General features: G+C 73.4%; 14 protein-coding genes and 1 pseudogene. 11 read left to right on the top strand and 4 right to left on the bottom strand.

Annotated elements, in window-relative coordinates:
- Positions 1-9 precede the first annotated feature (9 nt).
- Complete coding sequence (locus QF034_RS03760; RefSeq protein WP_307173547.1) at positions 10-864, top strand: class II fructose-bisphosphate aldolase; 855 nt, start codon at positions 10-12, stop codon at positions 862-864.
- A 54-nt stretch (positions 865-918) separates the two neighbouring features.
- On the opposite strand, the gene QF034_RS03755 is transcribed toward QF034_RS03760, so the two are convergent.
- Entirely contained in the window at positions 919-2,052 is a 1,134-nt protein-coding gene (locus QF034_RS03755) for a methyltransferase (RefSeq protein WP_307179791.1), read from the bottom strand.
- A gap of 68 nt (positions 2,053-2,120) precedes the next feature.
- Between QF034_RS03755 and QF034_RS03750 the strand changes: the two genes are divergently transcribed.
- The 7 genes from QF034_RS03750 to QF034_RS03720 all read left to right on the top strand — a co-directional run bounded on the left by QF034_RS03750 (position 2,121) and on the right by QF034_RS03720 (position 8,617).
- Positions 2,121-2,762, top strand: a complete 642-nt coding sequence (locus QF034_RS03750) for an alpha-ketoglutarate-dependent dioxygenase AlkB family protein (protein WP_307173546.1) — start codon at positions 2,121-2,123, stop codon at positions 2,760-2,762.
- 36 nt (positions 2,763-2,798) lie between these two features.
- Positions 2,799-4,037, top strand: coding sequence for an ROK family protein (locus tag QF034_RS03745; protein ID WP_307173545.1), 1,239 nt, complete (start codon positions 2,799-2,801; stop codon positions 4,035-4,037).
- Positions 4,038-4,268: 231 nt separating this feature from the next.
- Entirely contained in the window at positions 4,269-4,853 is a 585-nt protein-coding gene (locus QF034_RS03740; protein WP_307173544.1) for a TetR/AcrR family transcriptional regulator, read from the top strand.
- A 76-nt stretch (positions 4,854-4,929) separates the two neighbouring features.
- Positions 4,930-6,276: an MFS transporter gene (locus QF034_RS03735; RefSeq protein WP_307173543.1), complete on the top strand. Its 1,347-nt coding sequence runs from the start codon at positions 4,930-4,932 to the stop codon at positions 6,274-6,276.
- A 25-nt stretch (positions 6,277-6,301) separates the two neighbouring features.
- The gene (locus QF034_RS03730; protein WP_307173542.1) at positions 6,302-7,060 is read left to right on the top strand and encodes an SDR family NAD(P)-dependent oxidoreductase; all 759 of its coding nucleotides are present in this window, start codon (positions 6,302-6,304) and stop codon (positions 7,058-7,060) included.
- Between the two features lie 224 nt (positions 7,061-7,284).
- Positions 7,285-8,175 carry an NAD(P)-dependent oxidoreductase gene (locus QF034_RS03725; protein ID WP_307173541.1) on the top strand — a complete coding sequence of 297 codons (891 nt, stop codon included), beginning with the start codon at positions 7,285-7,287 and terminating at the stop codon, positions 8,173-8,175.
- 19 nt (positions 8,176-8,194) lie between these two features.
- Positions 8,195-8,617 carry a PPOX class F420-dependent oxidoreductase gene (locus tag QF034_RS03720; protein WP_307173540.1) on the top strand — a complete coding sequence of 141 codons (423 nt, stop codon included), beginning with the start codon at positions 8,195-8,197 and terminating at the stop codon, positions 8,615-8,617.
- An 18-nt stretch (positions 8,618-8,635) separates the two neighbouring features.
- On the opposite strand, the pseudogene QF034_RS03715 reads toward QF034_RS03720, so the two are convergent.
- From QF034_RS03715 to QF034_RS03705, 3 genes and pseudogenes are all read right to left on the bottom strand, one after another.
- Positions 8,636-9,384, bottom strand: a pseudogene (locus QF034_RS03715) (phosphotriesterase family protein).
- Entirely contained in the window at positions 9,381-9,959 is a 579-nt protein-coding gene (locus QF034_RS03710; RefSeq protein WP_307173539.1) for a DUF4865 family protein, read from the bottom strand. Before QF034_RS03710 ends, QF034_RS03715 begins: the two are co-directional and overlap by 4 nt.
- An 11-nt stretch (positions 9,960-9,970) precedes the next feature.
- Positions 9,971-10,549 carry a TetR/AcrR family transcriptional regulator gene (locus tag QF034_RS03705; RefSeq protein ID WP_307173538.1) on the bottom strand — a complete coding sequence of 193 codons (579 nt, stop codon included), beginning with the start codon at positions 10,547-10,549 and terminating at the stop codon, positions 9,971-9,973.
- Between the two features lie 173 nt (positions 10,550-10,722).
- Between QF034_RS03705 and QF034_RS03700 the strand changes: the two genes are divergently transcribed.
- Genes QF034_RS03700 through QF034_RS03690 form a run of 3 tightly spaced genes read left to right on the top strand, consistent with a single transcriptional unit; the run spans position 10,723 to position 14,317 of the window.
- Complete coding sequence (locus QF034_RS03700) at positions 10,723-11,004, top strand: SHOCT domain-containing protein (RefSeq protein ID WP_307173537.1); 282 nt, start codon at positions 10,723-10,725, stop codon at positions 11,002-11,004.
- Positions 11,001-11,759, top strand: coding sequence for an ABC transporter ATP-binding protein (locus QF034_RS03695; protein ID WP_307173536.1), 759 nt, complete (start codon positions 11,001-11,003; stop codon positions 11,757-11,759). The genes QF034_RS03700 and QF034_RS03695 overlap by 4 nt, the downstream gene beginning before the upstream one ends.
- Positions 11,756-14,317: an ABC transporter permease gene (locus QF034_RS03690; protein ID WP_307173535.1), complete on the top strand. Its 2,562-nt coding sequence runs from the start codon at positions 11,756-11,758 to the stop codon at positions 14,315-14,317. Before QF034_RS03695 ends, QF034_RS03690 begins: the two co-directional genes overlap by 4 nt.
- The last annotated feature ends 48 nt before the right edge of the window (positions 14,318-14,365 follow it).

The following is a 14,365-nucleotide window of genomic DNA, read 5'->3' as shown; positions in this document are numbered from 1 at the left end:
GGAGGCACCGTGCCCCTCACCACCACCGGCGAGCTCATCACCCGCGCAGCCGCGGCCCGTTCGGCCGTCGCCTCCTTCAACGTCATCACCCTCGAACACGTCGAGGCCGTCATCGCGGGCGCCGAGTCCGTGCCCGCCCCCGTCGTGCTCCAGGTCAGTGAGAACGCGGTCAAGTTCCACGGCGGCCAGCTGTTCCCGCTCGCCCGCGCGGCCGTCGCAGCGGCGGAACGGGCGGCCGTACCCGTCGCGTTGCACCTCGACCACGTGCAGAGCGAGACCCTGCTGCACCAGGCGGCGGAGGCCGGCTTCAGCTCCGTGATGTACGACGCGGCCCGGCTGCCCTACGCGGAGAACCTCGCCGCGACCCGGGTGGCCGTCGACTGGGCCCACGCGCAAGGGCTCTGGATCGAGGCCGAGTTGGGGCAGATCGGCGGCAAGAACGGCAGACCGCCGCTGGACGCGCACGCCCCGGGCGCACGCACCGACCCCGACGAGGCCCGGGCCTTCGTCGCCGACTCGGGCGTGGACGCCCTGGCCGTCGCCATCGGCAGCGCCCACGCCATGACGACCCGCACCGCCACCCTCGACCACGCCCTCCTCGGACAACTGTCGGCCGCGCTGGACGTACCGCTCGTCCTCCACGGCTCTTCCGGCGTCCCGGACGGCGAACTCACGGCGGCGGTCGCGGGCGGCATCACCAAGGTCAACATCGGCACGGCCCTGAACATCGCGCTGACCGGCGCGATCCGGGAGTTCCTCGCCGACCGCCCCGAGACGGTCGACCCGCGCGGCTACCTGACGGTCGCCCGGGAGGCCATGACCCGGACGGTGGCGAGGGCCCTCCAGACCCTAGGGCCTGTCTGACAAATCCCCGCCTGCTCCGCGGCGTCTGGCACGAACGCCCGTCGCGTTGCGCGGCTACCGCTTGACGGCCTTCAGCACCACGAACTTCGGGTCGCTCGCCACCAGCCGGCTGTTGCCGAACAGCTTCCGCAGCTTGACGTGGTAGCCCAGATGCCGGTTGCCGATCACCCACAGCTCGCCGCCCGGCCGCAGCGCACGCCGCGCCCCGGTGAACATCCGCCAGGCCGTGGCGTCCGTCGTCGCCTGGTGGGAGTGGAACGGCGGATTGTTGAGGACCAGGTCGACACTGCCGGACGGCACGCCCGCCAGCCCGTCCCCGACCCGGAACTCGGCGTGCCCCGGCACCCCGTTCGCCTTGTACGTCGCCTCCGCCGAGGCCACGGCCTGGAACGACTCGTCCACGAACAGCACCTCGGCCGCCGGATCGGCCAGCGCCACCGCCGTCCCGACCACGCCGTTGCCGCACCCCAGGTCCACCACCCGCCGGCCGTCCCCGCCGCTCGGCAGATGCTCCAGGAAGAACCGGGTGCCGATGTCGAGCCGCTCGGCGCAGAAGACACCCGCGTGGTTCACGACCGTGCGCCCCGACGCCGGTCCGATGCCGTCCGGGAGCGTGTAGACGTACGGCCACGGACTGGCGGGCGGCTCCAGCGCGGCATCCGGTGTGCAGAAGATCAGCCGGGCCTTCTTCTCGGCGAGCGAGGTACGGGTCGGACCGAGGATCCGCTCGAACAGCCGCAGCGTCGAGGTGTGGATCTCCTTCACCATGCCCGTGCCCACGACGACCGTCCCCGCGTGCACCGCCGGCGCCAGCCGCAGCAACTGGTCCTCCAGCAGCGCGAGGCTCTTCGGCACCCGCACGAGGAGCACGTCGACGCGATCGGGTGGCGGCTCCTGCGTGGTGAGCAGCCGGACCGCGCCGGGCTCGACACCGTGCCGCGCGAGATTGGCCCGGGTCGCCTCCTGGGTCAGATGGGAATCCGTGATCTGCGCCGGCCGGTGCTCCGCCAGCGCCGTGACCAGGGCACCCCAGCGGTCCCCGACGACCACGACCGTGCCCGACAGCGGGACCCCCTCCTGCGCCAGATACCTCAGCAGGTACTCGTCGGAGGCGTCCCAGGCACGCAGCCTGTCGCGCGGGTCCTCGGGGAAACGGGTCAGCGCGAACTCGCCCCAGGGCGTCGTCATACGGTCGTTCATCGTGCGTCCAGGCTAGCCGAGCCGCAGCTCAGCCCCCGTCCGGCACCATAGAGGGCATGGACGGCGAGCTGTTCCCCAGGGTCCGTACGCAGGTGGCGCCCGGCGCGGTGCACGTGCCGGACTGGCTGGACGCCGAGCGCCGGCGGGAGCTGCTGGAGGCCTGCCGCGCATGGGCGCGCCCACCGGCCGGACTGCGCACGGTCCGCACCCCCGGCGGCGGCACCATGACCGCCCGGCAGGTCTGTCTCGGCCGGCACTGGTACCCGTACGGCTACGCCGACACGGTCGTCGACGGCGACGGCGCCCCGGTGAAACCGTTCCCCGAGTGGCTGGGCGACCTGGGCCGCCGGGCGGTCCGTGACACACTCGGCGGACCGGCACCGGCCTACGACATCGCCCTGACCAACTTCTACGACGCCGACGCCCGGATGGGCATGCACCGCGACAGCGACGAGAAATCGGACGCGCCGGTGGTGTCGCTGAGCCTCGGCGACACCTGCGTGTTCCGCTTCGGCAACACCGAGACCCGCACCCGGCCCTGGACCGACGTCGAGCTGCGCAGCGGCGACCTGTTCGTCTTCGGCGGCCCGTCGCGCCTCGCCTACCACGCAGTCCCCCGGGTACACGCAGGCACGGCACCGCCCGGTCTCGGCCTGACCGGGCGGCTCAACATCACGCTCCGGGTCAGCGGCCTGTAGGCCCCCGGCCCTGCGGATCATGGGAGACTCGCCCTCATGAGCGGGAAGGCTGACCCCCGGCCGGCGGGGGATGGGAGCACCTCGAGGACGCGGCTGGACCGGGGGCGCGCAGCCCTCGGACCCGCGCTGGAGCTCGTGCACACCGGACGCGCGCCGACCCGGGCCGTGCTCACCGCCGAACTCGGGGTGACACGGGCGACGGCCGGAGCGGTCGCCGCCGAACTGGAGGCGCTCGGGCTGATCCGGGTCGACGCCCGGCCGGGCGCGGCAGCGGGCTCGCAGGGCCGGCCCTCGCACAAGCTGGCCGTCGCCGAGGACGGGCCCGTCGCGCTCGCCGCGCAGGTGCACGCCGACGGGTTCCGGGCCGCCCTGGTCGGGCTGGGCGGCCGGATCGTCGCCACCGCGCCGGGCTGCGAGGTCGTCGACGCCGACCCGGCGAAGGTGCTCGCCTCCGTCGTCACGGCGGGTGCCGAGCTGCTGCGGGAGACCGGGCGCCGGTGCGTGGGCGCGGGACTCGCCGTACCGTCCGCGGTCGCCGAGCCCGAGGGCCTGGCGCTCAACCCGCTGCACCTGGCCTGGCCCGCGGGCGCGCCCGTCCGGGACATCTTCGCCGAGCAGGTGCGCGCGGCCGGCCTCGACGGACCCGCGTTCGCCGCGAACGACGTCAACCTCGCCGCGCTCGCCGAGCACCGGCACGGCGCCGGACGCGGCGCCCGCGACCTGCTGTGCGTCGCCACCGGCCACCGGGGCGTCGGCGGCGCGCTCGTCCTCGACGGCCGCCTCCACCGGGGCAGTTCGGGCCTCGCACTGGAGGTCGGCCACCTCACCGTGCACCCCGAGGGCCGCCCCTGCCACTGCGGCAGCCGCGGCTGCCTGGACGTGGAGACCGACCCGCTGGCCTTCCTCACGGCGGCGGGCCGCGAACCCGGCCCCGAGGTGTCGCTGCTCCAGCAGTCCATCGACCTCGTCCGCCACCACTACGACGACCCGGGTGTGCGCACCGCCACCGAGACCCTCATCGACCGGCTCGGCCTCGGACTCGCCGGTCTGGTCAACATCCTCAACCCGGACCGCATCATCCTCGGCGGCCTGCACCGCACCCTCCTCGACGCCGACCCCGGCCGCCTCCGCGCCGTCGTCGCCGATCGCAGCCTGTGGGGCCAGAGCGGCGGCGTCCCCATCCTGCCGTGCACCCTCGACCACAACAGCCTGGTCGGCGCCGCGGAACTGGCGTGGCAGCCGGTGCTGGACGACCCACTCGGGGCGCTCACCTAAGGGCGCCGCAGCCGCGACAGGAGGCGTTCCTGCCGCCTCCCACGGCGGCGAGGTCGCGACCAGCCTCACCGCCGTACAGCTCGCCCGGTCTGGCCAGGCCGCCGAAGTGATCAGTGACAGCACCGCCCCAGGGCGGCAGGCAGGCCCACCTCGTCGGGCAGCACACCACCGGCCGGCGCACGCTCGCATTTATTTGACCGACCGTTCTGGATACGCCTATGGTCTTTCGGTGTGGCCAGGACCAAGGAATTCGATCCGGACGCCGCACTGCAGTCGGCCATCGAGCTGTTCTGGCGGTGCGGCTACGAAGCGACGTCGATGAGCGACCTCGTCGAGCACCTCGGCATCGGTCGCGCCAGCATCTACGCGACCTTCGGCAGTAAGCACGAGCTGTACCTGAAGGCCATGGACCGGTACGCCGAGATGCGCGATCCGCTTCTCCTGGCCGAGCTGTCCCAGCCGGGCCCCGCACTGCCCGCGGTGCGGGCGGTGGTGCGCCGCTTCGCCGCTGAGGCTGCATCCCCGGAAGGCCGGCTGAACGGCTGCTTCGTCACCAATACCGCAGCCGAGTTGGCCCCGCACGATCCCGCGGCGGCCCGCCGGGTCGAGATCAGCTGGGAGCACGTCGAGACCCCGCTGCACTCCGCGCTCGTACGCGCCCAGGCTCAGGGTGAGCTGCCCGAGGACCGTGATCCGCGCGCGCTGGCTCGCATGCTGTTCGTCCTGCTGCAGGGCCTGCGCGTCGTCGGCAAGGCGTCGAACGACCCCGCCCGGGTGCGGGACGCGGCCGAGCAGGCGCTGGCCCTGCTGGACTGAACAACACCCGCCGCAGCACCGGGCTTCCTTCAGCCTGCCCAGATACTGAACCGATCGGTCAAGAATTAGGGGGAGCATGACCGCCACGAACGCCGCCCGCGCTGCCGCCATACAGCAGCGGTGCGCCTTCGTCCTCCTCGGCAGCGTCCAGACCACGCTGATCTTCACGCTTGCCTCGATCGCCGTACCGCTGCCCGCCATCGGGCGCGAATTCGGCCTGCAGCGCGCCGACTTGATCCTGCTCAGCGCCGCCTATGGATTGACCTTTGCCGGACTGCTGCTCTTCGGCGGACGCCTCGCCGACCGCTACGGCGGGCGGCGCGCCCTCACCGCGGGCCTTGTCCTCTTCGCCGCCGCTCTGGCCGTCGCCCCGCTTGCCCCCGGCATCGGGACGCTGCTCGCCGCGCGCTTCGCGCAGGGCGCGGGGGCGGCTCTGATCGCGCCCGCCGCCATGGCCGTGCTGCGCACCGCCTTGCCCTCCTCCGCCGCATACAGCAGGGCGATGGCCACCTGGGGCGGGCTTTCGGTACTCGGCGCGACCGCGGGCAACCTGCTCTCCGGCGTCATCTCGGCGCTGTCGTCCTGGCGTTGTACCTTCGCCGTACCGCTCGTGGTGGCCCTCGCGGCCCTCGCCCTCACGCCCCGGTTACTGCCGGACACCACGCCGAGCCGGGGAAGGACTCTCGACCTGCCGGGTGCTCTTCTCGCCACCACCGGGATCACCCTGGCCAGTTACGGGCTCGTCGTCACCGACACCCGCCCCTGGTCGTCGGCCGACGTGCTCGTACCGCTGCTCGCCGGGGCCGCGCTGCTGGTCGGGTTCCGGTATGCCGAGCGCCGCGCCCGCGACCCACTGCTGCCGCCCCGCTTCCTGCTCGACCGGCGGCGTGTCCTCGCCCTCGCTGCCATCGCACTGAGCGCCTGCGCGACTTCGATGACCTTCGTGGTCCTCTCACTCCACCTCCAGCAGGTGCGCGACTGGTCACCGCTGCAGACCTCGGCGGCGTTCGTACCGTTCGCTGTTGCGCTGATCGTCTCGGGCCGCGCGGCAGGACATCTCATCGGCCGGCACGGGGTGCGAACCGTCACAGCCGCCGGGCTCGCCGTCGGCGCGGCCGGGCTCGCCCTCCTCGCGCTCACCGGTACCGACGCACACATCCCGTACGGGTATGGGCTGTTGCCGGGCCTCGTGCTGCTGCCGGCCGGCACGGCGGCCGCCTTCGCAGGAGCCGCCGTACTCACCACGGAAGGGGTGCCGCAGCACCAGACCGGACTCGCGGGCGGCGTGCTGAACACAGCGATGGAATCCGGTCCGACGGTCCTGTTCGCGATCCTGCTCACGCTCGGCAGCGATGCCTCCTCCCTGGCCTCGACCGGGGTTGCTCTCGCCGCCGTCGCCCTCCTGACCCACCGCACCAAGTAACCCATCGTTCAAGGGAGTCATCGAAATGAACCGCTTCACCGGCAAGACCGTCCTCGTCACCGGCGCAGGCTCCGGCCTCGGCCGCGCGATGGCGCTCGCATTCGCCGCCGAGGGCGCATCCGTGGTCGTCGCCGGGCGCACCGCGGCCTCCCTGGACGAGACAGCCGGTCTCATCGAGGCCGTCGGCGGCACGGCCACCGCCGTCACCGCCGATGTCACCGACTCCGACCAGCTCCACAACCTTGTGTGCGAGAGCGTTACCCGCTTCGGCGGGCTGGACATCGCGGTCAACAACGCCGGGATACTCCGCGGCACCGTGCCCGTCGGAGAGGTGAGCGAGAAGGACTGGGACGCGGTGCTGCGGACCAATGTCACCGGGGTCTGGCTGGCCATGAAGCACGAGATCGCGCACATGAAGGAGAACGGTGGTGGCACCATCGTCAATATCTCCTCCAACCTGGGAGCACACCGGCGCATCCCCAACGCCGCCGCGTACATCGCGTCGAAGGCGGCGGTCTCCGCGCTGACCCGGGCCGCCGCACTCGACCACATCCACCAGGGCATCCGTATCAACGCGGTCAGCCCCGGTGCCTCGGCCGCTCCCATGTCGCTGCGGCCCGGCGAGACCGAGGCCGACCGTGCCCGGCGCATGAGGACGGAGAACCCGCTCGGCCGGGTCGCGGAGGCCGAAGAAGTGGCGGCCGCGGTGCTCTATCTCGCCTCGCCCGCGGCCGGTGCGGTGGTCGGCGCCGACCTGGTCATCGACAGTGGATCCTCGGCCTGAGGGTCCGTGGCATGGCGGGGCACGCTCGAAGGATGGCATCTCCGAGGACCGGGTCGGCCGCCCCGCCGCCGCACTGGTCCGGCAGACCCGAATCCGGTGCCCGACGGGCATCAGGCACGGCTCGAAGGGCTTGGCCGCGCCGCTTCCGGGCAGGCTCGCGCCTGAGCGGGCAGGCTGGATCGCAGGCGGCTCGCCCGCACCGTACGAACGAGGAAGTTGACGTCATGACCGACAAGCTCACCGTGAGCGTCCTGGGCACGGGCATCATGGGCGCCGCGATGGCCCGCAACCTGGCACGCGCCGGGCACTCCGTGCACGCCTGGAACCGCACCCGTGCCAAGGCCGAGCCGCTGGCCGCCGTGGGCGTGCACATCGCCGACACCCCCGCGCAGGCGGTCCGGGAGGCCGACGTCGTCCTGACCATGCTCTACGACGGCCCCGCCGCCCTGGACACGATGCGGGAGGCCGCCCCCGCACTGCGTCCGGGCGCCGTCTGGGTGCAGTCCACCACCGCCGGCGTCGAGTCCATCGGCGACCTCGCCGCCTTCGCCCGCGAGCACGGCCTGGTCTTCTACGACGCGCCCGTCCTGGGCACCCGCCAGCCCGCCGAGGCCGGGCAGCTCACGGTGCTCGCCGCCGGCCCCGTCGAGGGCCGGGACACGGTGACGCCCGTCTTCGACGCCGTCGGCGCCCGCACCGTGTGGGCCGGCGAGGACGGGGCGGCCGGCGGCGCCACCCGGCTGAAGCTGGTCGCCAACAGCTGGGTCCTCGCCGTGACGGCAGCCGCCGGTGAGGCCCTGGCACTGGCGAAGGCCCTCGGCGTCGACCCGCGCGGTTTCCTCGACCTCATCGCCGGCGGCCCGCTCGACATGGGCTATCTGCACGCCAAGTCCGGCATGGTCCTCGAAGACCGCCTCACACCGCCCCAGTTCGCGGTCACCACCGCCGCCAAGGACGCCCGGCTCATCGTCGAGGCCGGTACGGACCACGGCATCCGCCTGGACGTGGCCGAAGCCGCCGCCGCCCGCATGGAGCGTGCCGCCGCCCAGGGCCACGGCGACGAGGACATGGTCGCCGCCTACTTCGCGAGTTTCGACGAAAACCCGTCCGCCTGATCACCCGGGAGGTTCCCCCATGTCCAAGCCGCCGCTGCCGCCCGAGGCCGAAGCCCTGCTGGGCCGGCCCAACCCGTGCGTCATGGCCACGCTGCGCTCCGACGGCACACCGGTCTCCACCGCCACGTGGTACGCGTGGAAGGACGGCCGGGTGCTGATCAACCTCGACGCGGGCCGGGTCCGCCTGAAGCATCTGCGCCGCGACCCGCGCGTGACGCTCACCGTCCTCGCCGACGACAACTGGTACACCCACATCACCCTCATCGGCCGCGTCACCGAGATGTACGACGACGAGGACCTGGCCGACATCGACCTGCTCTCCCGGCGCTACGGCGGCAAGCCCTACCCGAACCGCGTCCGGCCCCGGGTCAGCGCCTGGATCGAGGTCGACCGCTGGCACGGCTGGGGCGAGATGAAGGACAACGACCAGGCCGCGGGCTGAGACCGGCAGGCCACGCCGTCAGCGCCACTCCGCCGCGAACGCCCGGCCCGGGTTCTGAGTGAGGACGCGCGCCACCAGGTCCTCGCCCACCGCCCGGACGAGCCGCGGGCGCACCCGGCGCAGCAGATACGGCATCCCGGGGCCGCCGCCCACCGAGCGGGCGGCGGCCGTCGTGGTGTCCGCGCCCAGCAGCAGCCGGTCGCCGAACCCGGCGTCGGCGAGGGCCCGTACGGCGTCCGGCATCCGCCAGTCCGTGGCGTGGTGGGCGTGCGACGGGCCGTCGAAGGCCAGACAGCAGCCGGACTCCGCGGCCTGCCGGTGCAGCACGAGATCCGGGGAGCGGTTGAGGTGCCCGAGCACCACGCGCTGCGGCGGCACCCCCAACTGGCCGCACAGCAGGTCCAGTACGTCCAGCGCACCGGTGCCCAGCTCCAGATGTACGGCGATGGTGACGCCCGTGGCGTGATGCGCCTCGGCCGCCGCCGTCATGGTCCAGCGGGCGTGCGCGTCCAGGGCGTGGAAACCGCCCGCGACCTTGACGAGCCCCGCCCGCACCCCCGACGCCCCGATGCCGCCTGGTGCAGCCCGGTCGCCGCCACCACGTGCACCCCGGTCTCCCGGGACAGCGGCGGCAGATCGGCGGCCCGCCGCCCGAGCCCGTACGGCGTCCACTGCACCACGGCACCGCCGCCCTGCTGGTCGTGGGCGTCGCACACGCCCAGTTCCGCGGGCGGCACGTCCCCCAGCACCGTGCGGACCGCGCTCACCACCGGCGCCCCCGGGGCAGCCGGTCCCGGCCCGGTGCCGACAGGTGCAGCACCTCGAACAGGTCGCCCTCGGCCTTCGGGGTGTCGTGCTCCCAGAGGGAGAAGTGCACCAGCTCCCAGCGGCTCGTGTCGACGGCCGCCGCGGCGAGCAGGGCCCCGTCCTGCGCCGCCAGCCGCCGGGCCTCCCGCGCCGCGTCCTTGGCCGCCCCGGCGGGCGGCCCGGAGTCCGGGACGGGTTGGCGGCGCCGTACCGCGAACCGCGCGTGCACCCCGGCCCCTTCCTCGTACGCGAGCCCCGTCCACTGCCGTACGGACGGCCGCCCGAAGTCGTCACTGAGCCCCTGGAACCCGCCGCCCCAGAGGAAGGCGTTCATGCCGTCGACGGTGTTCCACAGGTAGAACGGCGCATACTGGTTCACCGGCGAGCCGCGCAGGCCGCGCTCGCGCGCCAGATAGGCCTTGAAGCCGAGCCCGTCCCAGTCGTCGAGCAGATGGCCCAGGCGGGCGACCCGGTCGCGGATGACGCCCATGTCGTAGTCGGCGGGCAGGGTGAGCTCGTACTGCATGGCGTGCATTCAGGCCCTCCTCAGGCGGGACGGGGTGCCAGCAGGGACAGCAGCCCCCGCACCCCCGCGTCGAACGCGGCCGGGGAGCCGGAGGCGCGGGCCAGGACGTAACCGCCCTGGACGGTCGCGACGACCGCCGCGGCGATCTCTCCACCGTCCAGCGAGGGCGCGAACTGACCCTGCTCCTTGCCCTCTTCGACGATCCCGGCGATCCGTTCACGGATCCAGTCGAGCGTCTCGTCGACCGGAGCGCGCAGCTCGGCGCTGGCGATCACGTCCGGGTCCATGGCCAGCCGGCCGATCGGGCAGCCGCGCAGCACGTCCCGCTCGCGCCGCAGATACGCCGCGATGCGCTCGTACGGCGTTCCCGGGCCGTCGAGTACTCCCGCGGCGGTAGCCCGCATCTCCTCGGCGGTCCGCCGGATCGCGGCCAGTGCGAGGTCGGGCTTGCCCTTGAAGTGGTGGTACATGCTGCCCTGCCCGGCGCCCGCGTGCTCCAGGATCGCCTTGGGGCTCGTTCCCACGTAGCCGCGCTCCCACAGCAGCTCGCGCGTGGACTCGATCAGCCGTTCCGAGGTGCTCATGACCGCACTGTACATACCAGTAGGTACAGAAGTCGAGGGCCGGGGGGAGCAGCCCGGCAACGCTCGTCTACTCCCTGCGAGGTACGCGCACTGCCGCTGGCCGTACGACGACCGGGGGCCCCTCACGGGGCGACGCTCGGAAGCGACAGACAGGACATCGCAGCAACGCGTCCGAGGAGTTGAACGACATGCAGACCCTGGCGAACTTCGGTGACGGCGGCCCCGGCCCCTGGATCCTGCTCTTCCCGGTGATCTGGGCCCTGGTCATCGGCGGCGGCATCGCGCTGCTGCGCCGCACGGTGTGGCGCGGTCGCCGCGGCGGCCCCTGGCGGCAGCCCCCGGCCGGGAACGACTCGCCCATCGCCGTACTCGGACACCGCTTCGCCTCCGGCGAGATCGACGAGGACGAGTACTGGCGCCGGCTGTCCGTGCTGAACGAGGAGTTCGGCCGCAAGGGCGGTGCGGCATGACCACGACGACCGCCACGACGACCACGCGGCCCGCAGCCCGGGTCGTCGACGCGGTGAAGGTGTACGGCGGTGGCGACACCGCCGTGCGCGCCCTCGACGGCGTGACCGTGAGCTTCCCGGCCGGCCGCTTCACCGCGATCATGGGGCCCTCGGGCTCCGGCAAGTCCACCCTGATGCACTGCGCGGCCGGCCTGGACACGCTCACCTCGGGCACCGCCCGCATCGGCGACACCGACCTGGGCGGCCTCGACGACCACCGCCTCACGCTCCTGCGCCGCGACCGCGTGGGCTTCGTGTTCCAGGCGTACAACCTGGTGCCGACCCTCACCGTCGAGGAGAACATCAGGCTGCCCCTGGACCTGGCGGGCGGCCGGGGCGACCCCGAGTGGATCGACGCGCTGATCGACGCCGTCGGACTGCGTGACCGGCTCCACCACCGGCCCGCCGAACTCTCCGGCGGACAGCAGCAACGCGTGGCCGTGGCGCGGGCGTTCGCCGGCCGGCCGGACGTCGTCTTCGCCGACGAGCCGACCGGCAACCTCGACTCGCGCTCCGGCGAGGAGGTGCTGGGCCTGCTCGGCCGCACCGTACGTCAGACGCGGCGCACGGTCGTCATGGTCACCCATGACCCCGTGGCCGCCGCGCACGCCGACGAGGTCGTCTTCCTCGCCGACGGACGCCTGGTCGACCGTATGGAGTCCCCGACCGCCGACCGGGTCCTGGACCGGATGAAGGCTTTCGAGGTGCCCTCATGAACGCCGCCTTCCGCCTGAGTGTGTCCTCCCTGCGCGCCCACCGGCGGCGCTTCGCCGGTACGTTCCTCGCCGTGTTCCTGGGCGTGGCGTTCCTGGCCGGGACGCTCGTCATGGGCGACACGCTGCGCGCCGGTTTCGACTCGATGTTCGGCAAGGCGACCAGCGGCACCGACGCCGTGGTCCGCAGCGCCGACGCCATCACCACGCCCGGCGAGAGCCAGGGCGTACGGCAGCCGGTCTCCACCGGCCTGGTCAGGACCGTCGAGAAGGTCCCGGGCGTCGCTGCCGCGGTGCCGAACATCCAGGGCGCCGGGCAGCTCGTGGCCGCGAACGGCGACCCGATCGGCGGCCAGGGCCCGCCCACCCTCGCCGGCAACTGGATCACCGACCCGCAGCTCAACCCGTACCGGCTCGCCGAGGGGCGCGCCCCGCGGAAGTCCGGTGAGGTCGTCGTCAACCGCGGCACCGCCGAGAAGGGCGGCCTGAAGATCGGCGACACGACCACCCTGCGCACCCCCGACCCGGTCCGGGTGACCATCGTCGGTCTGGCCACCTTCGCCGGTGAGGACGGCATGGCGCAGGTGACCTTCACCGGGATGACCGCGGCCGACGCGGAGAAGTACCTCACGGCCAGGCCCGGCGAGGCGGCGAGCATCCAGGTGCGCGCCGGCCCCGGGGTGAGCCAGCGGGAGCTCGTCGACCGGCTGAGCCCCGCCCTGCCCCAGGGCGTCGAGGCGATCACCGGCCAGGAGTCGGCCGAGGAGAACAACGAGATGATCTCCAGCCAGTTCCTGGGCATCTTCACGCTCTTCCTGCTGGTGTTCTCCGGCATCGCCCTGCTGGTGGCGACCTTCTCCATCCACAACACCTTCGCCATCGTCGTCGCCCAACGCACCCGCGAGAACGCCCTGTTGCGGGCGCTGGGAGCCTCCCGCCGCCAGGTCACCGTCACCACCCTGGTGGAGGCCACCGCCGTGGCCGTGACCGCGGCCCTGGCCGGCCTGGCGGGCGGCATCGGCATCGCGGCCGGACTCCAGGCACTGTTCCCGGCCATCGGTTTCCCGTTCCCCGAGGGCGACCTGGTGGTCAAGGGCCTGTCCCTGGCGCTGCCGCTGGCCGTCGGCATCGTGGTCTGCCTGGGTTCCGCCCTGCTGCCCGCCGTACGCGCCGGCCGCACCGCACCGCTCGCCGCCCTGCGCGAGACGGCCGTCGACACCTCAGGCGCGTCCCGCCTGCGGGCGGTCACCGGCACGGGCCTGATCACGCTGGCCCTCGCTCTCACCCTGGCCGGTGTCCTCGTGTCACCGTCCGTCTGGCTGGCGGGTTCCGGCGCCGCGCTGGCCCTGGTCGCGTTCGTGGTGCTCGGCCCGGTCGCCTCCGCCACCGCCGTCCGGATCCTCGGCAGCCCGCTCGCTCGGCTGCGCGGTGTCACCGGCGCGCTGGCACGGCAGGGCGCCCTGCGCAGCCCGAAGCGCACCGCGGCCACCGCCAGTGCCCTGATGATCGGCGTGGCGGTCGTGTCGCTGTTCACGGTGTTCGGCGCCTCGCTGAAGGCCACCATGGACCAGACCGTGTCCCGGTCCTTCGCGGGCGACGTCGCCGTCAGTGCCCCGTCCTTCGGCGCGGGCGGCAGCGGACTGAGCCCGAGGCTGGCCGGCGCGATCCAGGAGCTGCCCGAGGTGGACACGGCGGTCGGACTCGGCCGGGGTGTCGCCGAGGTCGACGGCGAGGGCCGGGCCCTCACGGTCACCGACCCGGTCGCCCTGGAACGCACCTTCGACCTCGGCAGGATCGACGGCTCCCTGCGCGGCCTCGGCACCGACGGCATCGCCGTCACCGAGAAGGAAGCCGCCAGGCAGCACCTCACCACCGGCGAGAAGGCGCAACTCGCCTTCACCGACGGCAGGAAGGAGACGTTCACCGTCCGTGCGGTCTACGGGCAGTCCGAACTCGCCGGCGACTACGTCATCACCCGCGCCGCCTGGGCGCCGCACCGCACCCAGGACTCCGACACCCTCGTCGCCGTCACGTTCAAGGACGGCGTGAGCAGCGACGTGGGCAAGGCGGCGGTGGAGAAGACCGCCGCCCGGTACGGCAACCCGGAGGTCCAGACGCGCGATGACTACGCGCAGTCCTCGGCCGGTGGCATCGACATGATGCTCACCCTGGTCTACGCCCTGCTCGCCCTCGCGGTGGTCATCGCGCTCCTCGGCATCGCCAACACCCTGACCCTGGCGATCCACGAACGCACCCGCGAACTGGGCCTGCTGCGGGCCGTCGGCCAGACCCGCTCCCAGCTGCGGGCCATGGTCCGCTGGGAGTCGGTCCTGGTCGCCGCCTTCGGCACGGCCGGCGGGCTCGCCCTCGGCGCCTTCCTCGGCTGGGTCCTCGTCAGGGCCTCGGACGGCAGCAGCGACAGCGACTTCGCCTTCGCCATGCCGCCCGCGCAGCTCGCGGTCGTGGCCCTCGTGGGTCTCGCGGCCGGCGCCCTCGCGGGGCTGCGCCCGGCCCGGCGCGCGGCACGCCTGGACGTGCTGCGGGCCATCGCCACCGAGTGACCCGGGGGGCCGCCCGCGCGACCCCCGGGCGAACGGTGGTCACCGCCC

The organism is Streptomyces africanus (genome assembly GCF_030816955.1).
Classification (GTDB): Bacteria; Actinomycetota; Actinomycetes; order Streptomycetales; family Streptomycetaceae; genus Streptomyces; species Streptomyces africanus.
This window is presented reverse-complemented; position numbering and strand designations above follow the sequence as displayed.

Coding starts and splice junctions, on each gene's coding strand:
- QF034_RS03755 (WP_307179791.1), bottom strand. CDS start 2,052: ATGACGACGCCCTGGGGCGAGTTCGCGCTGACCCGTTTCCCCGAGGAC.
- QF034_RS03750 (WP_307173546.1), top strand. CDS start 2,121: ATGGACGGCGAGCTGTTCCCCAGGGTCCGTACGCAGGTGGCGCCCGGC.
- QF034_RS03745 (WP_307173545.1), top strand. CDS start 2,799: ATGAGCGGGAAGGCTGACCCCCGGCCGGCGGGGGATGGGAGCACCTCG.
- QF034_RS03735 (WP_307173543.1), top strand. CDS start 4,930: ATGACCGCCACGAACGCCGCCCGCGCTGCCGCCATACAGCAGCGGTGC.
- QF034_RS03730 (WP_307173542.1), top strand. CDS start 6,302: ATGAACCGCTTCACCGGCAAGACCGTCCTCGTCACCGGCGCAGGCTCC.
- QF034_RS03725 (WP_307173541.1), top strand. CDS start 7,285: ATGACCGACAAGCTCACCGTGAGCGTCCTGGGCACGGGCATCATGGGC.
- QF034_RS03720 (WP_307173540.1), top strand. CDS start 8,195: ATGTCCAAGCCGCCGCTGCCGCCCGAGGCCGAAGCCCTGCTGGGCCGG.
- QF034_RS03710 (WP_307173539.1), bottom strand. CDS start 9,959: ATGCACGCCATGCAGTACGAGCTCACCCTGCCCGCCGACTACGACATG.
- QF034_RS03705 (WP_307173538.1), bottom strand. CDS start 10,549: ATGTACAGTGCGGTCATGAGCACCTCGGAACGGCTGATCGAGTCCACG.
- QF034_RS03700 (WP_307173537.1), top strand. CDS start 10,723: ATGCAGACCCTGGCGAACTTCGGTGACGGCGGCCCCGGCCCCTGGATC.
- QF034_RS03695 (WP_307173536.1), top strand. CDS start 11,001: ATGACCACGACGACCGCCACGACGACCACGCGGCCCGCAGCCCGGGTC.
- QF034_RS03690 (WP_307173535.1), top strand. CDS start 11,756: ATGAACGCCGCCTTCCGCCTGAGTGTGTCCTCCCTGCGCGCCCACCGG.